This window comes from Sphingosinicella rhizophila, assembly GCF_032378825.1.
Taxonomy (GTDB): Bacteria; Pseudomonadota; Alphaproteobacteria; order Sphingomonadales; family Sphingomonadaceae; genus Allosphingosinicella; species Allosphingosinicella rhizophila.
Window position 1 is genome coordinate 1 of record NZ_JAVUPU010000002.1, and the last position, 22,418, is coordinate 22,418.

Annotated in this window: 18 protein-coding genes and 1 pseudogene; 17 read left to right on the forward strand and 2 right to left on the reverse strand. The window is 63.1% G+C overall.

The window, feature by feature from the left end; all coding sequences use genetic code 11:
- Positions 1–893: pseudogene (locus tag RQX22_RS03070) on the reverse strand (methyl-accepting chemotaxis protein); the annotation flags it as partial.
- 345 nt (positions 894–1,238) lie between these two features.
- Here RQX22_RS03070 and sdhC point away from each other — a divergent pair.
- The 6 genes from sdhC to RQX22_RS03100 all read left to right on the forward strand — a co-directional run bounded on the left by sdhC (position 1,239) and on the right by RQX22_RS03100 (position 7,827).
- Positions 1,239–1,631, forward strand: coding sequence for a succinate dehydrogenase, cytochrome b556 subunit (gene sdhC / locus RQX22_RS03075; protein ID WP_315723571.1), 393 nt, complete (start codon positions 1,239–1,241; stop codon positions 1,629–1,631).
- Positions 1,632–1,636: 5 nt separating this feature from the next.
- Positions 1,637–2,026, forward strand: coding sequence for a succinate dehydrogenase, hydrophobic membrane anchor protein (sdhD, locus tag RQX22_RS03080; protein ID WP_410001589.1), 390 nt, complete (start codon positions 1,637–1,639; stop codon positions 2,024–2,026).
- Complete coding sequence (sdhA, locus tag RQX22_RS03085) at positions 2,019–3,806, forward strand: succinate dehydrogenase flavoprotein subunit (RefSeq protein ID WP_315723573.1); 1,788 nt, start codon at positions 2,019–2,021, stop codon at positions 3,804–3,806. The genes sdhD and sdhA overlap by 8 nt, the downstream gene beginning before the upstream one ends.
- A gap of 289 nt (positions 3,807–4,095) precedes the next feature.
- Positions 4,096–5,496 (forward strand): cell envelope integrity protein CreD, encoded by a 1,401-nt coding sequence (creD, locus tag RQX22_RS03090; protein WP_315723575.1) that lies wholly within the window; start codon positions 4,096–4,098, stop codon positions 5,494–5,496.
- Between the two features lie 90 nt (positions 5,497–5,586).
- Positions 5,587–6,756 (forward strand): sugar-transfer associated ATP-grasp domain-containing protein, encoded by a 1,170-nt coding sequence (locus RQX22_RS03095; RefSeq protein WP_315723577.1) that lies wholly within the window; start codon positions 5,587–5,589, stop codon positions 6,754–6,756.
- Positions 6,757–6,795: 39 nt separating this feature from the next.
- Positions 6,796–7,827, forward strand: coding sequence for a D-alanine--D-alanine ligase family protein (locus tag RQX22_RS03100; protein ID WP_315723579.1), 1,032 nt, complete (start codon positions 6,796–6,798; stop codon positions 7,825–7,827).
- 25 nt (positions 7,828–7,852) lie between these two features.
- Here the strand turns inward: RQX22_RS03100 and RQX22_RS03105 are convergent, their stop codons facing one another.
- The gene (locus RQX22_RS03105) at positions 7,853–9,301 is read right to left on the reverse strand and encodes a hypothetical protein (RefSeq protein ID WP_315723581.1); all 1,449 of its coding nucleotides are present in this window, start codon (positions 9,299–9,301) and stop codon (positions 7,853–7,855) included.
- Positions 9,302–9,412: 111 nt separating this feature from the next.
- On the opposite strand from RQX22_RS03105, the gene RQX22_RS03110 reads away from it, so the two are divergent.
- From RQX22_RS03110 to RQX22_RS03160, 11 genes are all read left to right on the forward strand, one after another.
- Positions 9,413–10,399 (forward strand): D-alanine--D-alanine ligase family protein, encoded by a 987-nt coding sequence (locus RQX22_RS03110; RefSeq protein WP_315723583.1) that lies wholly within the window; start codon positions 9,413–9,415, stop codon positions 10,397–10,399.
- 67 nt (positions 10,400–10,466) lie between these two features.
- Positions 10,467–11,276, forward strand: a complete 810-nt coding sequence (locus tag RQX22_RS03115) for an NTP transferase domain-containing protein (RefSeq protein ID WP_315723584.1) — start codon at positions 10,467–10,469, stop codon at positions 11,274–11,276.
- Positions 11,277–11,345: 69 nt separating this feature from the next.
- Positions 11,346–12,131, forward strand: coding sequence for a succinate dehydrogenase iron-sulfur subunit (locus RQX22_RS03120; protein WP_315723586.1), 786 nt, complete (start codon positions 11,346–11,348; stop codon positions 12,129–12,131).
- 25 nt (positions 12,132–12,156) lie between these two features.
- A complete protein-coding gene (gene zapE, locus RQX22_RS03125) occupies positions 12,157–13,287 on the forward strand; it encodes a cell division protein ZapE (protein ID WP_315724572.1) in 1,131 nt (376 codons plus the stop codon).
- A gap of 115 nt (positions 13,288–13,402) precedes the next feature.
- Positions 13,403–14,365, forward strand: a complete 963-nt coding sequence (gene mdh, locus RQX22_RS03130; protein ID WP_315723588.1) for a malate dehydrogenase — start codon at positions 13,403–13,405, stop codon at positions 14,363–14,365.
- Positions 14,366–14,381: 16 nt separating this feature from the next.
- A complete protein-coding gene (gene sucD / locus RQX22_RS03135; protein ID WP_315723590.1) occupies positions 14,382–15,266 on the forward strand; it encodes a succinate--CoA ligase subunit alpha in 885 nt (294 codons plus the stop codon).
- 56 nt (positions 15,267–15,322) lie between these two features.
- Positions 15,323–18,130 (forward strand): 2-oxoglutarate dehydrogenase E1 component, encoded by a 2,808-nt coding sequence (locus tag RQX22_RS03140; RefSeq protein WP_315723592.1) that lies wholly within the window; start codon positions 15,323–15,325, stop codon positions 18,128–18,130.
- A 9-nt stretch (positions 18,131–18,139) separates the two neighbouring features.
- Positions 18,140–19,447: a 2-oxoglutarate dehydrogenase complex dihydrolipoyllysine-residue succinyltransferase gene (gene odhB, locus RQX22_RS03145; RefSeq protein WP_315723594.1), complete on the forward strand. Its 1,308-nt coding sequence runs from the start codon at positions 18,140–18,142 to the stop codon at positions 19,445–19,447.
- Positions 19,448–19,457: 10 nt separating this feature from the next.
- Complete coding sequence (gene lpdA / locus RQX22_RS03150) at positions 19,458–20,855, forward strand: dihydrolipoyl dehydrogenase (protein WP_315723596.1); 1,398 nt, start codon at positions 19,458–19,460, stop codon at positions 20,853–20,855.
- A 138-nt stretch (positions 20,856–20,993) separates the two neighbouring features.
- Positions 20,994–21,647: a hypothetical protein gene (locus RQX22_RS03155; RefSeq protein ID WP_315723598.1), complete on the forward strand. Its 654-nt coding sequence runs from the start codon at positions 20,994–20,996 to the stop codon at positions 21,645–21,647.
- Positions 21,648–21,781: 134 nt separating this feature from the next.
- Positions 21,782–22,405, forward strand: coding sequence for a trimeric intracellular cation channel family protein (locus RQX22_RS03160; RefSeq protein WP_315723600.1), 624 nt, complete (start codon positions 21,782–21,784; stop codon positions 22,403–22,405).
- Positions 22,406–22,418: the final 13 nt, after the last annotated feature.

Consider the following 22,418-nt stretch of genomic DNA (forward strand, 5'->3'; position numbering starts at 1 on the left):
GCGTTGAGCGCCAGCAAATTGGTCTGGCCGGCAATATCCCGGATCAGACCCAGGATCGATTCGATCGCCTGGACATGATCAGAAAGTACGTTGCTGACGACCACCGCCTGGCTCGCCTGTTCGCCCGCGCGAACCGCTACGTCGGCGGCGACCTCGACCTCGCTGCGCGCATCCTCGATGGCGCGGATCAGGCCGGCAACGGTCTGGGTGGCTTCGCGCATGGCAAGCGCCGACTGCTCCGCCGCAGCCGCAACTTCCGCAGTCTTGCCGAGCATGCCTCGGGCGGCGGAAGAAGCGTCTGCCGCCTGCGCACGAAGCTTCTTGCTGTCGGCGGACGTCCGTTCCGCAACGTTCACGATCTCCCCGTTGAACTGGGTACCGCGGGCCGTCCGCTCAAGACTTTCCGTCCGCGCGCGGAGGAGATCGAAATGGGCTGCGTAGAGATCCACCTCGAGCAAGGTCATCTGGGTCAGACAGCGCGCAAGGCGATCGAGCCGCTCCGGATCATTGCCCAGCTTCTGTCCCAGGATAGAATGGGTTTCCGCGACGGCGGCACCGATCGCCGAGATGGTCGTCGTCAGCGAAATATTCCGGTCGGCGGCGCCCTGAACATGCTCCCCGATCAGGTCGACCCAGCGCTGTCCCCGCACATCGCCATATTTCGCGGCAAGATAGGGAAGGGTGAGTTTGACCAGATCCTGCAGACTCTTGTCCGCTTCGCCACTCCCGCCGCGGGCAGCACTCTTTATCTGCATCCAATAACGTTGGGCGACCCGGGTAAGCTCATCGGCGAGCAATGCGCCGATCTCGCGACAATTCTCGGCCAGCCGGCCATCGTCGAACAAGCTGATCCGTTCGTCCAAGCTTATCCGGTTTTGTCCTGTCGCCGTCATTGCCGATCCTGTTGCACAAGCCGCTTTCGCAATTGTTAAGGCGGGACCGGTTAAGATCGCCTTAGCCAATCGCTTCTCCGACGGCGTAGCTTGCAACCTCCTGCACTTGTCTGGGGGTCCAGACCCATAAACAGCAAGGCGTGATGGAATCAGAGCGGGTCGCGGACGAGGCTGCTTGACAAATCCAGGCGCCCGCTCTGATGCCATCCCGGAGGGGAAAGGGGATGTTTGGCTTTTGGCGGCGTTGGCCCACTCGCGCCTGGCACAAGCCAAATCTCCCTTTGTCCCGGCATTGCCGTTTATGGGTCCGGACCCTAGAAGCGGCGCGTCCACAGGGAGCATGTCATGCACCGCAATCCACAGCGCCCGCTTTCGCCGCACCTCAGCGTGTGGCGCTGGGGCCCGCACATGCTGGTATCTATCCTTCACAGGATCACCGGATCCGGCCTCGCCACGATCGGGGCGTTGGCCCTGATCTGGTGGCTGACGGCCGCCGCCACCGGCGCGGAAGCCTATGAATATTTCGTCAGCTGGGCGATTTCGCCTTATGGCATCTTCGTCGGCATCGGCTTGAGTTGGGCCCTTTTCCAGCACACGCTTTCGGGCCTTCGCCACTTCGTGATGGACATCGGTGCGGGCTTCGAGCTCACGACGAACAAGTTCTGGGCGAACATGACCTTGGTCGGTTCGGCCGTCCTCACCGCCTTGTTGTGGGCCTATATTGTGATGGTGAAATGATGAAGATGGAAACGCCCATCGCTCGCGTCCGCGGTCTCGGTTCGGCGCGATCCGGCGCCCATCATTGGTGGCTCGAACGGCTGACCTCGATTTCCACCCTGGTCCTGTTCGTCTGGCTGCTCATGTCGCTGCTGCGCCTGCCGTCGCTGGATCATCAGGCGGTCACGACATGGCTGGCCAGTCCGGTCGCGGCGGTGCCCATGCTGCTGCTGATCGTTTCGACCTTCTGGCATCTGAAACTGGGGCTGCAGGTCGTGATCGAGGATTATGTCCATGAGGACGGGTGGAAACTCTTTTCCATCACCCTGCTGAATTTCCTCACCATCGCCGGGGGCGCGCTCGCCTTTTTCTCGGTGCTCAAGATCGCCTTTGGCGGAGACGTTACGAATGGCTGAAGCCTATAAGATCATCGATCACCTCTATGATGTCGTCGTGGTCGGCGCCGGCGGCTCGGGCCTCCGTGCGACCATGGGCGCCGCCGAGACTGGCCTCAAGACGGCTTGCGTCACCAAGGTCTTCCCGACCCGGAGTCACACCGTCGCAGCGCAGGGCGGCATCGCCGCCAGTCTTGGCAATATGGGCCCGGACCATTGGACCTGGCACATGTACGACACGGTCAAGGGTTCCGACTGGCTCGGCGATCAGGATGCCATCGAATATCTGTGCCGCGAGGCTCCGGCCGCCGTCTATGAGCTCGAACATGCCGGCGTTCCGTTCAGCCGCACCGCGGAAGGGCGTATCTATCAGCGCGCCTTCGGCGGCATGATGCAGAATATGGGCGAAGGTCCGCCCGCGCAGCGCACCTGCGCCGCCGCCGACCGCACCGGCCATGCCATGCTGCACGCGCTCTACCAGCAGAGCCTGAAATATGACGCCGACTTCTTCATCGAATATTTTGCCATCGACCTGATCATGGAAGGCGGCGAGTGCCGCGGCCTGATCGCGTTGTGCATGGAGGATGGCACCATCCACCGCTTTCGGAGCAAGGCGGTGGTGCTCGCGACCGGCGGTTATGGCCGCGCCTATTTCTCGGCGACGTCGGCGCACACATGCACCGGCGACGGCAACGCGATGGTGCTTCGCGCCGGCTTGCCTCTCCAGGACATGGAGTTCGTCCAGTTCCACCCGACGGGCATTTATGGCGCGGGCGTCCTGATCACCGAGGGCGCGCGCGGCGAGGGCGGCTATCTGACCAATTCGGAAGGCGAGCGCTTCATGGAGCGTTACGCGCCATCGGCCAAGGACCTCGCCTCACGCGACGTCGTCTCTCGCTCGATGGCAATGGAGATTCGCGAAGGCCGCGGGGTCGGCAAGGAGAAGGATCATATCTTCCTCCACCTCGACCATATCGATGCCAAGATCCTCGCCGAACGCCTGCCCGGCATCACCGAAACCGGCAAGGTGTTCGCAGGCGTCGACCTTACCCGTCAGCCGCTGCCGGTGGTTCCGACAGTTCATTACAATATGGGCGGCATCCCGACCAACTATCATGGCGAGGTGGTGACGCTGAAGGACGGCAATCCCGACAGCGTGGTGCCCGGACTGTTCGCCGTTGGCGAAGCCGCCTGCGTTTCGGTCCACGGTGCCAACCGGCTCGGATCGAACAGCCTGATCGACCTCGTTGTGTTCGGGCGCGCCACCGGCCATCGGCTGGGGGAGCTTGTGAAGCCGGGCGACAAGCAGCCCGCGCTGCCGAAGGGATCGGAGGAAATGGCGCTCGGACGCCTGGATTTCTTCCGAAATGCCAAGGGCGCCAGTCCGACCGCGGAGATTCGGCTCCAGATGCAAAGGACGATGCAGGCCGATTGCGGCGTGTTCCGCACCGAAGCCTCGCTTGCCGACGGCCGGGCCAGGATCGACGCCGTCTATGGGCGGATGCGCGACATCGCCGTCACCGATCGCAGCCTCATCTGGAACACGGACCTGATCGAGACCCTGGAATTGGACAATCTGATCGGCCAGGCGGTGGTGACGATGCACGGCGCCGCCAACCGCAAGGAAAGCCGCGGCGCGCATATGCATGAGGATTATCCGAACCGCGACGACAAGAATTGGATGAAGCACACGATCGCCTGGTTCGACCAAGGCAAAGTCCGGATCGATTACCGTCCGGTCCATGACTATACGCTCACCGACGATATCGCCTATATCAAGCCCAAGGCCCGCATCTACTGAGCCCTTCAATGGCGCCGGAACGGTCTGGGAGGGCATGCACGTACCGACCCAGCTCCGACGTGCAGCGGCACATGGCCGGGGCAGAGCCTGGCCCGGCTATGCCTACTGGCGATCCGTCACCCAATAAGAAAAAATTCTAAGTTGAGCGCTGGAGAGCCGGCCGCGAACACACACATCATACCTCGTTCGACTTGATCTGGCGGATATGAAGATGCTGCATCGCACGTCTTACTATCGCGGTTGACGATGAACCGTGCTACAAGTACGATGAATCGAAACAGGAGATGTTATGGCCCTGCTCACTGGCGAACGTTCTCCCGGACAGAAGCTTGCCTTCGCCATCCTGATCGGCCTGCTTCTCGCGGTGCCGCTTTTTTCGGTATGGCTCATCAACTACGATCGGCAACAGCAGTCCAATTTCGCCAAGGCATCGATCGCGGAAGGCTGGGGAGGACCCCAGGTGATGGCGGGTCCGTTGCTGGTCATTCCCTATCGCACGACCATCACCGAAACGGTGGAGGAGGCGAATCGGCCGGTCGTTCGTTCCCGGCAGGTGTGGCAGGAATTGATCTTGTCGCCTGAGCTGGTGGACCTTGCCACCCGGATCCACCCGGAGCGCCGCCAGCGTTCGATCTACGAAGTGGTGGTCTATGAGGCCGAGGTGAGCGGCAATGCGCGGTTCGCCATGCCCGCCGATCTCAGCCGCTTCGGCGTCGCGGCCGCCGATATGGCGCTGGACCGCGCCGAGCTCCGCTTCGGCATCAGCGATCCACGCGGCCTTTTCGGCCGCCCTCCGCGGGTGCGCGTCGGCGGCACGACACTGGGGCTTCAGCCGGGCGGCGGTACGGCCGCGACCAGCGGCGCCGGCTTCTTTGCCTGGCTGGACGCGGCCGGGCTCGCCGGTGCGCCGATCAACGTCTCCTTCGCATTCGACGTTCGCGGCAATGGCTGGCTGTCGCTGGCGCCGCAAGCGGGCGATACGCAATGGCGACTGACCTCGTCCTGGCCGCACCCTTCTTTCCAGGGCGGTTTCCTGCCCGTGTCGCGAAATGTCTCTGACAAGGGATTCACCGCTACCTATCGGGTGGGCAATCTGGCGCTCGGCCAATCCCTGGTGAGCACGGGCACGAAGGCATCGCCCGGTCCCCTGACGGATCGTGTCGTGCCGGCAGACCCCTATGCGGGTGGGACGGCCGCCCCCGGGCACGAAGCGCGCGTCAGCCTTATCCAGCCTGTCGACCTTTATTCGCAAGTGAACCGCTCGGCAAAATATGGGTTCCTCTTCATCGGCTTTACTTTCCTGGCCTTCCTGCTGTTCGACGTGATCGGCGGCGTGCGCGTCTCTGCAGTGGAATATCTGCTCGTCGGGGCCGCCTTGGTCCTGTTCTTCATCATGCTGCTCGCCTTTGCCGAGGTGATCGGCTTCACCCCTGCTTATATCCTGGCGAGCGCGGCTATCGTCGGCCTCAACACGGCCTATTCGGCTGCCGTACTGAAGAGCTGGCGGAGGGCGGGCTTCATTTGCGCCTTGCTCATCGCGCTCTATGTCGTGCTTTACATCCTGCTCAGCCTCGAGGCCTTCTCGCTGTTGATCGGGTCGCTGATGCTGTTCGTGGCGCTGGCTGCGGTCATGTATGTCACGCGCAATCTGAATTGGGGTGCGCGTGACCGGGAGGTCCTGAGCCCCTGAGTCCCGGATGAGCAAGCCACTGGCGGCCGGGTGCCGGGCGCAGTATCAATTCGGCATCAACATTCCTCGGACGGTTGCAAGCTCATGGGCATGGGGCGTTTCTCAGTCTACCGTCTGAAAAAGGCATTCGCGCTCTATCCGGGCGTGGTGGCGCCCGTCTCGGCCGATTTTCTCAGCCAATATTATGCGCTGCGGCGTAGGGAGCGCCTTTTGCCGCGTGCGCTGTTGGACGCGGTGACCGGCTTACTTTTCCGGTTGTGGGTCCCGTTCCGCGCGCGCCAGGTTGCGCGACGTTACGGCCTCGGCGACGATTGGGTTAGATCGGCCGTGCGCATCGGCCGGGAAGGGTTCGCCGATCCGAACGATCTTGCCTTGTTCCGGATCGACCGGCGCCAGGACCTGCGCTGTTTCATGCGCCGCTATGAATATGCAGCCATCAGCAAGCGCATCAATCCGGCCTGCTGGCGTGACGATTGCGCGCTCGCCGATAAAATCCTGTTCTACGCCCGCGCCGCCGAACATGATCTTCCCCATCCTGTGGTGTTGGCCACGATCGTTGGGGGCAAGGCCCGGGTGGCGTCGGTCCCGCCTGGTTCCACCCTGGCGATGAAGCCGGCGGACGGCGAGGGCGGAAGCGGATTTCGCCTGATCGAATGGCCCGGCGGCGACAGGGCCGCGTTCGCGCGGTTCCTCGAAGATCAGCCTGGGCTGGGCGGTTCGCTCTGGCTGGTTCAGGCCAAAATGATCCCGCATCAGACCCTCGAGCAGATCGCGCTCGCGGCGCTGCCGACAGCGCGTATAACCACCATAAAGGACGAGCAGGGGAATCCCGAGCTCGTCACATCGGTGCTTCGCTTTCCATCCCTGGCGACAGCCATCGTCGACAATATCAAGGCTGGCGGCCTGATGGCGCCGATCGACCCGATCACCGGTCGCCTTGGTCCCGCCTGCCGTGGCAAGGCTGCTGGCGAGATCAGCAGGCATCCAGTGACGGGGGGCGAGGTCGCGGGCCTCCGGCTTCCCGATTGGGAGGCCGCCAAAAAGCTGGTGCTTCAAGCGCACGCCGCCGCTTTTCCGGAATATAGCATGGTCGGTTGGGATCTCGCATTCACGCCGGATGGCCCTGTCTTCATCGAAGGCAATGGCAAGCCTTGCATCGTCGTTGCCCAGCGCGCGACCGGGCGCGGCATCGGCGACACCCGTTTCGGTCAGCTCGTGCGTCATCATCTCCACATGCGGGAAGTCGCAATTAAGCCATAGATTTCGGCCAATGGCTCCTCGTTAGAGCAGGATATATTCATGCACATTCTGAAGATTTCCAAAGCGGACAAGAACCGTCTGAAGGTCATGTTCCTGGCCAAGCACGCGCTCGGCACGGGGGCGCCCGATCCTGCTGACGGAAATCATGCGATCTATCACCATGAGATGCGGACCACGCTGGAAGAGATCGGCTTCAATGTGGTGGCCGCCAACCGCTACGAAGCGATCTTCGAGCGGCCCGACGTCGATTATGTCGTCATCCTGCTGAACCGGGGCGGGTTCCTCAACAGCGAGATGCTGGCGCCCTTGTTGCTGACCCGCCACGGCATAAAATTCATGGGCGCCTCGCCGATCATCCGCGGTCTTGGCGATGACAAGCATCTCATGAAACTTGCGGCCGCGCATCGCGGGGTGCCGGTGACGGCCTGGGAGATTTTCCGGCGCGGCGGACGGCCCGTCGAACGACCGCGCTTCGACTGGGAGCAGCTCGTCGTGAAACCCAATGCGAGCTCGGCCTCCTGGGGGGTCGGCGCGTTCGACAATTGGGAGGATGCGCGCGGGCATGCCGAACACGTGCTCGGCGAGGGCCATGACGTCATCGTCGAGCCGCATTTCGGAAGCGGCGACGTCGTCATACCGGTCGTTGGCGCCGATGGTCCAGTGATCCTCCCGGCCATGCGCTTCCGCATGCCAGGGCAGGACGACAATTTCCGGTCCTATGAAGAGAAACGGGCGCTCGTCGAAGCGCCCAGGGAAATCCTGGAGAGGATCGAGGATCCCGTGCTCGCCGAACGCCTCGCAGATTATACCGGCCGCATGCTGCCGGAGGTCTGGCCGTTCGATTATGGCCGGTTCGAATATCGCCATGACGCCGAAACCGGCGAGCTCAAGTTCATGGAGGTCAACCTGTCCTGCAACCTATGGTCGAAAAAGACCGTTTCCGGCGCCGCCCGCTTGCTCGGCGTGAGTCACGTCGAATTGGTGGAGACGATCATTGCCCATAGCATGTTGCGGCAAGGCGTGATCGATCGGGTAGACAAGATTTCCGTGGAGGCGTCGCAGGCGGCCTGAACAACGGGAATGTGCTGGCTGCCGGTCATGCCGCACAGGCCAGGATCGCGTCGGCAACGACCTCCATGTCGGCTTCGAAGGATCGGCCGAGCGAATCGTCCGCAAGGCGCGCTCTTTCCACGATCATCGGCATCGACAGGCCGATACGAAGGGTCGCTCCCCAAGCGCCGTTGGCGGTCCTGACGCATTTTACCGGCTGGCCGAGGCGGATGCCTCGCTCGACCAAACGGCGATGCCAGTGCAGCGCATCATCCAGGCTGGCGCCCCCATTCAGCGTCGACAGATCGAGCGTCGACAAAGTCCGCATCTCGATCGGATGTCTATCCGCTTCGATCCTGTCGCCAGGAGGGTAGGGGGCTACGCGGCGTATGCCCAACCTTTCCACGATCGCGCTTCGCACCGCCTGGTGGAAGGCGAGGACGACCCGGCCGACCTCCTCCGGCCCCAGGGCCTGGAAACGTTCCAGCTCGAAGATCGCGGCCTCGAGGCGGAGAAGCAGGCCGATATTGGCATCGTCGGGCAGTTGGTCGGCACCCGGCCACCCGCGCGGCCATTCGGAGCGCCTGAAGATCGTCGCGAAGCCCTCCGCGAGCGGACGGGCCAGGGCCGCGACGCCTTGCGGCACCAGCGCGAAGCCGCTGAACGGGGGAGCGCCCATGAATTTGGAACCGGTGACGAAGACGATCCCGTTCCGATCGAGATAGGCATTGATTGCCGCGGGGGTGATCCTGGCCTGACAGGCGTCGACCACGAAGCTGATATTCTCCCCATGCCTTGAGAGCAGCCCGTCCAGATCCGCCAGCGCGGGCAGGATCAGACCGGTCTTGGAACCGTGCACGACATGGATCAAAGCATGTCGCTGATCGAGCGCCGCCGCCGCGATCGCTTCATCGATCTTGGCAACGATCATTCCCGAAGGAAGTGCGTGACCCGATTGGTCACGCACGGGAAAGTCGATCGTTTCCACGGAGCCGTTGCCGAAGCCGGGTACGGGCGCTTCGGGCGTGACGGGAAGGCCGAGCGCGGTCTTGCGGGCGAAATAGCGCCCGTGAGCGGAATGGATGCAGCCGCTTCCCACTTCGTCGGCGCCGATCAGGATGTTCTGGATGCCGTTGGCAGCCCGGCCGGCGGCGCAACCGAGCGCGACATATTCGAGGTCGGTTCCGGACGGCGCGAAGACGATTTCAACATCGCCGGCAATGGCGTAAGCTGATCGGATCTGTCTTCGCAACTGCTCGAGCCGATCTCCATAAGCCGGGCCGGACAGAGACCCGCCCATCTCCTCCGCCAGTTCTTCGACGTGGGCGAAGGCTTCTTCGGAAATGTCATTGGCGGTCGAGGATGCATAAGCCAGAATATCGCGGGGACGCGGGGCGCTGTGGTAACGGTTGAGGCCGGTCGACGGCTCGAGGAGGATGCGTCCGTCCCCGCCGCAGGCCATCAACAGCGACGCCCGTTCGGCGGTAGAATTCAATTTGCTGGCGGCTGGCTCTTCCACAGCCCCGCCATTATGACCGCAACGCCAGGCTCTCAAGCATGGTTCTTTCGAAAGCGAGATTTAGTGTCCGATATCGTTCAACCGCTCATGATTCCTGCCGAAGCGAAGCGGCGGCTGCGCATCATGTTCATCGCCAAACATGCGAAATGGGAAGGGGGCCTCCATCCGGAGGACGGCAATCACGCAATCTATCATGTCGAGATACGGGAGATATTGCGTGGGCTCGGGCTGAATCTCGTTCTCGAGGATAGGTATGAGGCGCTCTTCGACAAGCCGGAGGTAGACTTCGTCTTTCCTTTGCTGAACCGCGGAGGTTTCCTCAACAGCGAGATGATGCTGCCCCTGCTCTGCACGCGGCACGACATTCCGTTCCTGGGCGCCAGCCCTATCTTGCGCGGCATGTCGGACGACAAGCATCTCACGAAATTGGCGGCGGCCTGGCGCGGCATACCGACCGCCCCCTGGGCGATCTATCGCCGCGGCGCTCCCGTCGATCGCACAGCCTGCCCCGATGGGGATCGGCTGGTCATCAAACCCAATGCCTCTTCGGCGAGCTGGGGCGTGCAGGACGCGCACGACTGGACGGGCGTCGAGGCGGCCGTGGCCGACATCCATTCCCAGGGTCATGACGCGATCGTCGAGCCTTTCCTCAACGGCAGCGATGTTGAAGTGCCGGTCATCACGGTCGACGGAAAGCCGGTGATCATGCCGATGATGCTGTTCGAACAGGCCGATCCTTCGCATCTTCGAACCTATTCGGAAAAACGCGACCTGGTCGATCGCAGCCAGAAATATCGGCTGGTCGAGTTCGTCGATTCTAAATGGGCGCCGATCATCGCCGAACATACGATCAACCTGATGCAGGAATTCCGACCTTTCGACTATGGCCGTTTCGAATTCCGGCTCGACCGCGAAGGCGGCGAGGTCCGGTTCCTGGAGGTCAACCTCAACTGCAATCTCTGGTCCGAGAAGGTCTATGGCCGTTCCGCCGCGATTGCCGGGCTCAGCCAATCCCAATTGGTCGAGACGATCCTGTGCGAAAGCCTCGCACGCCACAATCTCCTGGCGTCCTGACCCCAGATCATTGAGCAATATCCGGCGCCCCGCTATCGCGGCTGGCAGAAGAGGATCCGAGCCGCCCATGCCCCACACCTTCACAGCCGTCATCCTTGCGGCACAGCGCGGCGGCCGGATCGATCCGCTGGCCGCCGAAGCCGGTGTCACCCACAAATGCCTGGTGCCGATCCTGGGCCGTCCGCTGATCGAATATGTGCTCGACGCCCTTATTGCCGTTCCCGGCCTCGAACGGATCCGCGTCTGTATCGAGCCCGGAGCGGTGGAAGCGGTGAAGCGGGTCGCCGGTGCCTCGGGTGAAAGGGGCATTCCGGTCGATTATGTCCCTTCGGCGGAAACGATCACCGAAAGCGCCTATGCATCGGCGGAAGGGGTGGAAGGGCCGATCGTCCTGACGACCGCCGACAATGTCAATCTGACCCCCGGCGCGGTGCTCCAGATGCTCCAGGAGATCGAGCACGGTGCCGATGCCGTGGTGGCGCTCGCGAGCAAGAGCAGCGTTCTCGCCAGCCATCCCGAGGCGCAACGCCGATTCTACGAATTTTCCGACGACGCCTATTCGAACTGCAACCTCTACGCGCTCGCGGGTAGGCAGGCCCTCGCGATGGCGGAGACCTTCCGGGAAGGCGGCCAGTTCGCGAAGAGCCCGAAGCGCATGATTCGTGCTTTCGGCCTGATCAACATCCTCCTGCTTCGTTTCCGCCTCATTTCGCTGAGCGGCGCGATGAAGCGTCTTTCCAGGCGCTTCGGCGGAAGGGTCAGGGCCGCTGTGCTGGCCGATGGACGTCATGCGGTCGATGTCGACAATGAGCGGACCTACCGGATCGCGAAGCTCATTCTCGAACGGAAGGCCGCCGGTCCGGGCGTCGCTGCTTAGGGTTCGGCCCTATCAGGGATTTGCGATTTTCCTTGAGATCGTTATCCCGGCGCCAGCAAAGGATGAAGCATGGCCGAATTCGCCCTCCCGAAGAACAGCAAGATCAAGCCGCGCGGCAAGACGTACAAGGCGCCGGACGGGGCGAAGCGGGTCCGCAGCTTCAAAATCTATCGCTACGATCCCGATACGGCGGAAAATCCGCGCTACGACAGCTTCGAGCTCGATCTCGACGAGACCGGACCGATGGTGCTGGATGCCTTGCTGAAGATCAAGAATGAGGTGGATCCGACGCTCACCTTCCGTCGCTCCTGCCGCGAAGGCATATGCGGTTCATGCTCGATGAACATGAATGGCCGCAACGGCCTCGCCTGCACGACGGCGATAGAGGATTATAAGGGCGAAATCCGCATCACTCCCTTGCCGCATATGGACGTGATCAAGGATCTGGTTCCGGATTTCACCCATTTCTTCGCGCAATATGCCTCGATCGAGCCCTGGCTGAAGACGGTGAGCCCCGATCCGTCGGGTAAGGAACGCCTGCAATCCCCCGAGGATCGTGCCAAATTGGACGGGCTCTACGAGTGCATATTGTGTGCCTGCTGCTCGTCGTCCTGCCCCAGTTATTGGTGGAATTCGGATCGCTTCCTCGGTCCAGCCATTCTGCTCCAGGCCTATCGCTGGCTGGCCGACAGCCGCGACGAGATGACCGGCGAGCGCCTCGACGAACTCGAGGATCCATTCCGCCTCTATCGCTGCCATACGATCATGAACTGCGCCAATGTCTGCCCGAAGGGGCTCAATCCGGCCAAGGCGATCGCCGAGACCAAGAAGATGCTGGTCGAGCGGGCCGTCTGATTTCAAGGCTTGGAAGGGCGTGGATGTGACGGCGGTCCTCGATCGCTACGAAGCCCTGCTGGCCGCGGGTGAACTGAAGCCGGACACCGATCAGCGCCGGGCGGTGGCGTCACTCGATCGCCTGGCCGCGGAATTGGAACAGGCGCCCAAGGCGGGTTTCTGGTCGCGCCTGGCCGGCAAGACGCCGGTATCTCCACGCGGCATCTATATGTGGGGCGGCGTCGGACGCGGCAAATCGATGCTGATGGACCTTGCCTGCGCCGCGATCGGCATCCGGGAAAAGCGCCGCGTTCATTTCCACGAATTCATGCTGGAGGTGCATCGGCGGTTGCGCAGCGAACGGGCGAAGGAGAAAGGGGACCCGATTCCCCCAGTAGCGAAGGCGATTGCGACCGACGTCCGCCTGCTCGCCTTCGACGAAATGGTGATCAACAACAGCGCCGACGCGATGATCCTGTCGCGGCTGTTCGCCAATCTTCTGGAAGAAGGCGTCAGTGTGATCGCCACCTCGAACCGGCCGCCACGCGACCTGTATCTCGGCGGCCTCAACCGTGAATTGTTCATGCCCTTCATCGATCTGATCGAGCAGAGGTTGGAGGTGGTGCCGCTCAATGGGCCGACCGACTACCGGCTTTTGCGGCTGGGCGGAGTCGCCACCTGGCATGTACCCGCTGGTAGCGAGGCCACCGAGGCGCTCCGCAGTGCCTTCTTCCGTCTGACCGATTATCCGCCCGAAGACCGGGCCCATGTGCCGTCCGAAGATATCGAGGTCCCCGGCGGCCGGAACCTTCATGTCCCGAAAAGCCTCAAGGGCGTCGCCGTCTTCTCCTTCAAGCGGCTCTGTGGGGAACCGCGCGGCGCGGCGGATTATCTGGCGATTGCCCGACGATATCACAGCGTCATCATCGTCGGCATTCCCCGGCTCGGCACCGACAAGCGCAACGAGGCGGCGCGTTTCGTGACCCTGATCGACGCCTTGTACGAACATAAGGTGAAGCTGCTCGCATCGGCCGACGCGCCGCCGGAGGCGCTTTACCCGGCAGGGGATGGCGCCTTCGAATTCGAACGAACGATCTCGCGTCTGATCGAGATGCAATCGCACGACTATCTTGCCCGCGGCCACGGGCTGGACGAGGATGTCACATCGCTTCAATGACGGGCTTGTAGAGCCGAGGAGGTTGCCCCTCGGCTGCGACCGGTCTAAGCGCGCCGCATCTCGCGGCTGTGATCGCAGCCGGGTCCCGTTCGAATCAGGAAAGGTTGGAGTCTCGATGGCTCGGAAGAAAATCGCGCTTATCGGCGCAGGCATGATCGGTGGAACCTTGGCGCACCTCGCTGCGATCAAGGAGTTGGGCGATATCGTGCTCGTCGACGTCGCCGAGGGCATTCCGCAGGGCAAGGCGCTCGATCTCGCCCAGGCCGGGCCCGTCGAGGGCTATGATGCGAGGCTTACCGGCAGCCAGGATTATGCCGATCTCGCTGGCGCCGACGTCTGTATCGTCACGGCCGGCGTCGCCCGCAAGCCCGGCATGAGCCGGGACGACCTGCTCGGCATCAATCTCAAGGTGATGAAGGCGGTAGGCGAGGGCATAAAGGCGCACGCTCCGGACAGTTTCGTGATTTGCGTCACCAACCCGCTTGACGCCATGGTCTGGGCGTTGCGCGAATTTTCGGGCCTGCCGCACAACAAGGTGGTCGGGATGGCCGGCGTGCTCGATTCCGCTCGCTTCCGCCACTTCCTCGCCGAGGAATTCAATGTGTCTGTCGAGGACGTCACGGCCTTCGTGCTAGGCGGTCATGGCGATACGATGGTCCCGGTGCCTGCCTATTCGACGGTCGGCGGCATTCCGATTCCGGATCTCATCAAGATGGGCTGGTCGACCCAGGAAAAAATCGACGCGATCGTCCAGCGCACCCGCTCGGGCGGCGGCGAGATCGTCGGGCTGCTCAAGACCGGGTCGGCCTTCTACGCGCCGGCGACCAGCGCCATCATGATGGCCGAATCCTATCTCAAGGACAAAAAGAGGCTGCTTCCGGCCGCCGCCAATCTGACCGGCCAATATGGCGTCGACAATCTTTATGTCGGCGTTCCCGTGATCATCGGCGCCGAGGGCGTGGAGCGCATCGTCGAGATCGATCTGGACGACAGCGCCAAGGCCAATTTCCAGGTCTCGGTCGACGCGGTCAGGGAACTGCTCGACGCCTGCAAGTCAATCGATCCCAGCCTCTCCTAAGGACAACCCCGAGACCATGAGCATTCTCGTATCTGCCGCGACCAAGGTGATCACCCAGGGGATGACCGGGGAAACGGGGACATTCCACACGCAGCAGGCGCTCGCCTACGGGACCAAGATGGTTGGCGGCGTCACGCCCGGAAAAGGCGGCCAGACCCATATCGGTCTGCCTGTCTTCAACACGGTCAGGGAAGCCGTCGACCGGACCGGCGCCGATGCCAGCGTCATCTACGTGCCGCCGCCCTTTGCGGCGGATTCGATCCTGGAAGCGATCGATGCGGAAGTGCCGCTCATCGTCTGCATAACCGAAGGCATTCCGGTGCTGGACATGGTGCGGGTCAAGCGGGCCCTGTCCGGCTCCAGGTCGCGGCTGATCGGCCCCAATTGCCCGGGCGTGCTGACGCCCAACGAATGCAAGATCGGCATCATGCCGGGCAACATCTTCAAGAAGGGGTCGGTCGGCGTCGTCAGCCGATCCGGTACCCTGACCTATGAAGCCGTGTTCCAGACGAGCAATGAAGGGCTCGGTCAGTCGACGGCGGTCGGTATCGGTGGCGATCCTGTCAACGGCACCAACTTCATCGATGTGCTGGAGCTGTTCCTGGCGGACGAGGAGACCAAGTCGATCATCATGATCGGCGAGATTGGCGGGTCGGCCGAAGAAGATGCCGCGCAGTTCCTGAAGGACGAGGCCAAGGCCGGCCGGGCCAAACCCACGGTCGGCTTCATTGCCGGCCGCACCGCGCCTCCGGGCCGCCGCATGGGCCATGCCGGGGCGATCGTCTCCGGCGGCAAAGGTGGCGCCGAGGACAAGATCGCCGCGATGGAATCTGCTGGAATTCGGGTATCGCCGAGCCCATCTGAGCTTGGCACGACCCTGGCCGAACTCTTGAAGGGCTGAACGCAGGCAGAGGGAAGCGCACGTTTCCAATCCGCAGGATCAAAGGCGACAAGCACGTGGATATCTTCAGCGATGGTGCGCGGGAACCAGGGCCCAGCTGGGCGCGAGACAATTGGCCGCTGATCGAGCTCGATGCCCTCAATGCCGGCCTCGATCCGACACTGATGACGATCGATGGCGTCCCGGCCAGGGCCAAAGCGGCCGCACAGGCCGCCGGCAAGTCCGGGGCCGAGATCCAGCAGGCGGCCGAGGATTCGATCCGGGCGATGATGCTGATCCGCACCTATCGCGTGCGTGGCCATCTCGCCGCCAATCTCGATCCTTTGGGGCTGTCGCAGCTTGAACTGCCGGCGGATCTCACGCCGGAATTTCACGGCTTTCGTCCGGACGAGCTGGATCGCCCCGTCTTCGTCGGCGGCACATTGGGCTTCGAATATGCGACCATAAGCGAGCTGGTCGAGGTGCTGCGGGCCAATTATTGCGGCAATGTCGGCCTCGAATATATGCATATCAACGATCTGGAGGAGCGCCGCTTCCTCCAGGAACGGATGGAAGGCCGCGATGCCACCATCAGCTTTACCGACGTCGGCAAGCAGGCGATCCTGCAGAAAGTGATCGAAGCGGAGCAGTGGGAGAAGTTCCTGGCCCGCAAATATGTCGGCACCAAGCGTTTCGGCCTCGACGGCGGCGAATCCATGGTGCCGGCGCTGGAAAGTGTGATCAAATATGGCGGCCAATATGGCGTCCGCGAGATCGTCTTCGGCATGGCCCATCGCGGCCGGCTGAACGTGCTCGCGAATGTCATGGCCAAGCCTTATCGCGCTATCTTCTCGGAATTTGCCGGCGGCTCGGCCAATCCCGAGGATGTCGGCGGGTCGGGCGACGTCAAATATCATCTGGGCACATCGTCCGACCGCGAGTTCGACGGCATCAAGGTCCACATGTCGCTCGCCGCCAATCCCAGCCATTTGGAGGCCGTCGACCCGGTCGTGCTCGGCAAGGTGCGCGCGATCCAGGTCGGCCGGGGTGACGACGATGTGGCGCTCGATGCCGTGCTGCCGGTCCTTCTCCACGGCGATGCCGCCTTTGCCGGCCAGGGCATCGTCGCCGAATGTTTCGGCTTTTCCGGCCTGCCCGGCTACGGCACGGGCGGCACGATCCATTTCGTCATCAACAATCAGGTGGGCTTCACCACCTCCCCGCAATTCGCGCGCTCCTCGCCTTATCCATCGGACATCGCCAAGTCGGTCCAGGCGCCGATCCTGCACGTCAATGGCGACGATCCCGAGGCGGTGACCTTCACTTGCAAGCTCGCCATCGAATATCGGCAGAGGTTCAATCGCGACATCGTCATCGACATGTGGTGCTATCGCCGCTTCGGTCACAATGAAGGCGACGAGCCGAGCTTTACCCAGCCGCTCATGTATGCCGCGATCCGCAAGCATCCTCCCATTTCGGAGATTTACGGCGCCCGCCTGCTGGGCGAAGGCGTGGTGGATGAGGCCTGGATCGCTGCACGCATCGAGGAATTCACCGCTCTGCTGGAAGGTGAGTTCGAAACCGCCAAATCCTTTCTACCGAACAAGGCCGACTGGTTCGAAGGCCGCTGGTCCGGTCTCGGCCGGCCCGGTACGCCGGAAACCGAGCGGCGCAATGTCTCGACCAGTGTTCCCAAAGAGGTCCTCTGCGACGTCGGCGCGACGCTCACAACCATTCCCGAGGGCCTGGCGGTCCATAAGACATTGCGCCGGATCATCGACGCCAAGGCCGAGATGCTTGCCAGCGGGTCCGGCTTCGACTGGGCGACGGCGGAGGCACTCGCGTTCGGCACGTTGCTGCGCGAGGGCTATAGCGTGCGCCTGTCCGGTCAGGACAGCGGCCGCGGCACCTTCAGCCAGCGCCATTCCGTCTGGGTCGATCAGACCGATGGCCACAAATATATCCCGTTGACCCAGATCGACGGAGCGCGTTTCGAAGTGCGGGATTCGCCGCTCTCCGAGTTCGGCGTGCTCGGATACGAATATGGCTATTCGATCGCCGATCCACGCACTCTGGTGCTCTGGGAGGCCCAGTTCGGCGATTTCGTCAATGGCGCTCAGGTCATCATCGACCAGTTCATCGCCGCCGGCGAAGCGAAGTGGCTTCGTGCCAGCGGCCTCGTCATGCTCCTTCCGCACGGCTATGAGGGCCAGGGGCCGGAACATAGTTCCGCGCGGCCGGAGCGCTTCCTGCAGCTTTGCGCCGACGACAATATGCAGGTCGCCAATTGTACCACCCCGGCCAATTACTTCCATATCCTCCGCCGACAGATGCACCGCGACTTCCGGAAGCCGCTGATCATCATGACGCCGAAATCGCTGCTCCGGCACAAGCAGGCCGTGTCGGCGCTCGACGATTTTTCGGGCGAAAGCCATTTCCGAAGAATTCTTTCCGATCCGTCAGCGCCGGACGACAGGGACGTCAGGCGGCTCGTCCTCTGCACGGGCAAGATCGCCTATGAACTGATGGAGGCGCGCGACGAGGCAGGCGACAAGGGAATATCGATCGTCCGGCTCGAGCAGCTTTATCCTTTTCCCTCCGAGCCGCTGACCATAAGGCTGCAACGCATGACAGGGCTGGAAGAACTGGTCTGGGCCCAGGAAGAACCGAAGAATAGCGGCTATTGGGACTTCGTCCGCCCGCGGATCGAAAAATGCCTGGCGGAAGCCAAGGTGGGTCCGACGCGGCCGGTTTATGCCGGCCGCAAGCGGGCGGCCTCTCCGGCGACCGGCCTGGCCAAGCGCCACGCAGCCGAACAGGCGGCATTGATTGCCGACGCGCTAGGCCATAGCAGGCAGGCAACGCAGCAGCGCAAAGCAGGATAGGGAGCGACAATGGCAACCGACGTAACCGTGCCGACGCTGGGCGAATCGATCACCGAAGCGACGCTGGGCCAGTGGCTGAAGAAGCCGGGTGATCCGATCAAGGCGGACGAACCGATCGCGAGTCTGGAAACCGACAAGGTCGCACTTGAGGTGCCCTCGCCGGTCGCGGGAGTGATGGGCGACCAATTGGTGGCCGAGGGCGCGACCGTCGAGGTGGGCGCCGTAATCGCCCGGATCGAAGCCGCTGCCGGCGCTCCGGCCAAGGAGAATGCTGGTGGACCTCCGGCATCGACGCCGGTCAATCCCAAAGGGGCGGGGGAGAATGTTGAACCGCGTACCGACGAAGCGCCGGCCGACGAAGCGCCGGCCGAGGCGGACGAAGGCGCGAGCCTGACTCTTTCGCCCGCCGTCCGCCGTGCCGTGCTCGAACATCATGTCGACCCCTCCAAGATCAAGGGTACCGGCAAGGACGGCCGCCTGACCAAGGATGATGTGCTTGCGGCCGCGAAGGCGCAGCAGGACGGCGCCCCATCGGCACCGGCGACGCAGGCGCCTGCCCAGGGGGCGCAGTCGCCTGCACCGGCGGCCGGACCGTCCCCGGCTGCGTCGCAGGGGGAGAGGCGCGAGGAACGGGTGCGCATGACGCGGCTGCGGCAGACGATCGCCTCCCGTCTCAAGGAGGCCCAGAACACGGCCGCCATCCTTACGACTTTCAACGATGTCGACATGAGCGCCGTCATGGAGGCGCGGGCCCGGTACAAGGACCTGTTCGAAAAGAAGCACGGCATCCGGCTTGGCTTCATGGGCTTCTTCGTGAAGGCCGCCGCGCTCGCCGCCAGGGACGTCCCCTCGGTCAACGCATCGATCGACGGGGACGAGATCGTCTATCACGATTATCTCGACGTTTCGGTTGCCGTGAGCGCCCCCAATGGTCTGGTCGTCCCGGTCGTTCGCGACGCGGATCGGATGAGCTTCGCGGAGATCGAAAAGAAGATCGCCGATTTCGGCAAGCGGGCGAAGGACGGCAGCCTGACCATGGACGATATGAAGGGCGGTACCTTCACCATCTCCAATGGCGGCGTGTTCGGCTCGCTCCTGTCGACCCCGATCATCAATCCGCCGCAATCGGCAGTGCTCGGCATGCATCGCATCGAGGAAAGGCCGGTCGTGCAAGGCGGCCAGATCGTGGCGCGTCCGATGATGTACCTCGCTTTGTCCTACGACCATCGTCTGATCGACGGCCGCGAGGCCGTGACCTTTCTCGTCCGCATGAAGGAAGCGCTGGAAGATCCCACGCGGCTCCTGATCGACCTTTAGGAAGTTGAAAATGGCAGAGACCGACTTTGACGTGATCGTGATTGGCTCCGGACCCGGCGGCTATGTCGCGGCAATCCGCGCTGCCCAGCTGGGCCTGAAGACGGCGTGTGTGGAGAGCCGGGAGACGCTGGGCGGCACCTGCCTCAATGTCGGCTGCATTCCATCGAAAGCCCTGCTCCACGCGTCGGAGCTCTTTGAGGAGGCCAATCACGGCACGCTTGCCAAATTCGGTGTGAAACTGGGTTCGGTCGAACTGGACCTGGACACCATGCATGGCGAGAAGGCCAAGGCGGTGAAGGAACTCACCGGCGGGATCGCCATGCTGTTCAAAAAGAACAAGGTGGAATGGCTGAAGGGCCATGCTGCCTTTACCGGCGCCAATAGCATCGACGTTGCTGGCAAGGCCTACACGGCGAAGAACATCATCATCGCCACCGGATCTTCCGTCACCCCGCTTCCCGGCGTCGAGATCGACAATGAGGTCGTGATCGATTCGACCGGTGCGCTCGCCTTGCCGAAAGTCCCCAAGCACCTCGTCGTCATCGGCGGCGGTGTCATCGGCCTCGAGCTCGGCTCGGTCTGGCGGCGGCTCGGCGCCCAGGTGACCGTGGTCGAGTTCCTCGCCGAGATATTGCCCGGCATGGACGGGGAAGTGCGCAAGGAAGCGCGCAAGATCTTCAAAAAGCAGGGCTTCGACATCAAGACCTCGACCAAGGTGACCAAGGTCGTCCGCAACGGCGCCGGCGCCACGATCACGATTGAGCCTTCGGCCGGGGGCTCGGCCGAAACGATCGAGGCGGATGCGGTTCTCGTCTCGATCGGCCGGCGTCCCAATACGGACGGGCTCGCGCTGGAAAAGGCCGGCGTCCGGCCCGACAATCGCGGTGTCATCGAGGTCGACCACAGCTTCCGCACGAAAGTGCCGGGCATCTGGGCGATCGGTGACGTCACGCCCGGCCCGATGCTCGCTCACAAGGCGGAGGATGAAGGAATCGCCGTCGCCGAAAATATTGCCGGCCAGACCGGCATCGTGAATCACGATGTGATCCCGTCCGTCGTCTACACCCATCCGGAGATAGCTTCGGTGGGCAAGACCGAGGAGGAGTTGAAGGAGGCCGGCACCGCCGTCAAGGTCGGCAAATTCCCCTTCCTCGCCAACAGCCGCGCCAAGACCAATCGCGACACGGACGGCTTCGTGAAGGTCATCGCCGACGCGCGCACCGACCGGGTGCTCGGCGTCCACATCATCTCATCCCTGGCCGGAACGATGATCGCCCAGGCCGCCCAAGCGATGGAATTCGGCGCGACTTCGGAAGATATCGCTTATACCTGTCATGCTCATCCGACCCATTCTGAAGCTCTCAAGGAAGCGGCGATGGCGGTGACGGGCCTGCCGATCCACATCTAAGGTCCGGATCTCAACATCTGAATAGATTTTCCGTACCCGGAGCCTGATGCCCGGAGGATGCCATGCCCATTGGGGCACGCATCAAGGAACGCTGCATCCATGCCGCCGTTATGCTTGCGTAACGGTTGGAGAGAGACGATGTCGAACCATCTGCCCTTGGCCGCGACGATAGCCGCGCTGACGCTCGCTTCCTGCGGGCCCAAGGCGATCATGCTGCCCGAGGACCCGATCGACCGCGCGGCCACTTGCGGTGTCGTCGCGGCCGCCGAAGCCAGGACGGCGACCGACATAAGGGAGGTGCTTCCCTTCGAGGCGCAAAGCCGGATCGTCCATTTTCCGTTGCTCGCCGGTTCGGCCGGCGGCGCGTTTTCAGGCGAGGCAGCGACCCGAACGAGCGCGCGGATGGCCGAGCTCGAAGGAGGGATCACCGGCGGCAAATGGGAGGATCTGATTCCGCAATGTCGGGCGGCCTATCTCGAGACGGCGAAAGCGCAATTGGCGCTGCCCGAAAATCGCTTCGAGGCCCAACTCGGCTGCAATCAGTTGGCAGATTTCATGGTGACGGCGCTTGCCGAACAGGAAATGGACTATGGCAATGAGCTTTCCGAATATCGCGATCTGGAAAGGAGGCTCGAGCAGCCGCTCGTGCCGGGACTGAGGGCCAGAGCCGGCGTCGAACCGGCGGCACAGAAGGCGGTGCGCAACGAGGCCCTTGCCGCCTTCGCAAGGCTTGGGCCCCCAATCGCGGTCTTGAAGCTTTGTGTCGATCGGTTCGGCGAAAAGGGACGCTGAGCGCCGATCGGCCGCTGGCAATGGGCCGTGGCGATTTTTCTATCTTTTCCGTGCCACCTCGCGGAAGCTGTGCCGGGACGGAGCAAGACCGAAGCCGGAGGCGTGATGCGGGCGATAAGATCGTGGAGGGGAATGTGACGGGCCCGGCCGCAGCGATCGGACCCGTTCTCGAACTGCTCGACCTGGCCGCAATCGCGGTTTTCGCCGTGTCGGGAGCGCTGCTGGCGGCCGTCAAGCGCCAGACCCCGGTCACCTTCATATTCTTCGCAGTGATCACCGGGATTGGCGGCGGCACCGTCCGTGACTTGTTGATCGGAGCCCCCGTCTTCTGGATCCATGAGAACGCCACCCTCGTCATCTGCGTCGTGGCGGCCCTGTCGGTCTGGTTCCTGCCGGCCAGGGTGTTGAGCGGACGCGCCTTGCTCTGGTTCGATGCGGCCGGCCTTGCCGCTTATGCGACCTACGGCGCGGCCAAAGGGCTCGCTTACGGCGTGGCGCCGATCCCGGCGATCGGGATGGGCGTGCTGACGGCGTGCCTCGGCGGAATCATGCGCGACATTCTGGCGGGGGAGCCGTCGATCGTGATGCGTCCCGAACTCTATGTGACGGCGGCAGCCCTTTCGGCGGCCCTGATGGTCGGTCTGGTGCTACTGGGCCTGCCCGGCGCCCTGGCCGGTCTGATCGCCACGGCGGCCGGCTTCGCGCTGCGGGGCGGCGCGATCTGGACCGGATGGTCTTTGCCCGCCTACCGGCGCTAACCCTCTCTCGTGA

What these genes read in the sequence shown, in the direction of transcription:
- odhB (WP_315723594.1), top strand. Translation starts at nt 18,140, where the DNA reads ATGGCAACCGACGTAACCGTGCCGACGCTGGGCGAATCGATCACCGAA.
- mdh (WP_315723588.1), top strand. Translation starts at nt 13,403, where the DNA reads ATGGCTCGGAAGAAAATCGCGCTTATCGGCGCAGGCATGATCGGTGGA.
- RQX22_RS03100 (WP_315723579.1), top strand. Translation starts at nt 6,796, where the DNA reads ATGCACATTCTGAAGATTTCCAAAGCGGACAAGAACCGTCTGAAGGTC.
- RQX22_RS03155 (WP_315723598.1), top strand. Translation starts at nt 20,994, where the DNA reads ATGTCGAACCATCTGCCCTTGGCCGCGACGATAGCCGCGCTGACGCTC.
- RQX22_RS03120 (WP_315723586.1), top strand. Translation starts at nt 11,346, where the DNA reads ATGGCCGAATTCGCCCTCCCGAAGAACAGCAAGATCAAGCCGCGCGGC.
- creD (WP_315723575.1), top strand. Translation starts at nt 4,096, where the DNA reads ATGGCCCTGCTCACTGGCGAACGTTCTCCCGGACAGAAGCTTGCCTTC.
- RQX22_RS03095 (WP_315723577.1), top strand. Translation starts at nt 5,587, where the DNA reads ATGGGGCGTTTCTCAGTCTACCGTCTGAAAAAGGCATTCGCGCTCTAT.
- sucD (WP_315723590.1), top strand. Translation starts at nt 14,382, where the DNA reads ATGAGCATTCTCGTATCTGCCGCGACCAAGGTGATCACCCAGGGGATG.
- lpdA (WP_315723596.1), top strand. Translation starts at nt 19,458, where the DNA reads ATGGCAGAGACCGACTTTGACGTGATCGTGATTGGCTCCGGACCCGGC.
- RQX22_RS03110 (WP_315723583.1), top strand. Translation starts at nt 9,413, where the DNA reads ATGATTCCTGCCGAAGCGAAGCGGCGGCTGCGCATCATGTTCATCGCC.
- RQX22_RS03115 (WP_315723584.1), top strand. Translation starts at nt 10,467, where the DNA reads ATGCCCCACACCTTCACAGCCGTCATCCTTGCGGCACAGCGCGGCGGC.
- sdhD (WP_410001589.1), top strand. Translation starts at nt 1,637, where the DNA reads ATGGAAACGCCCATCGCTCGCGTCCGCGGTCTCGGTTCGGCGCGATCC.
- sdhA (WP_315723573.1), top strand. Translation starts at nt 2,019, where the DNA reads ATGGCTGAAGCCTATAAGATCATCGATCACCTCTATGATGTCGTCGTG.
- sdhC (WP_315723571.1), top strand. Translation starts at nt 1,239, where the DNA reads ATGCACCGCAATCCACAGCGCCCGCTTTCGCCGCACCTCAGCGTGTGG.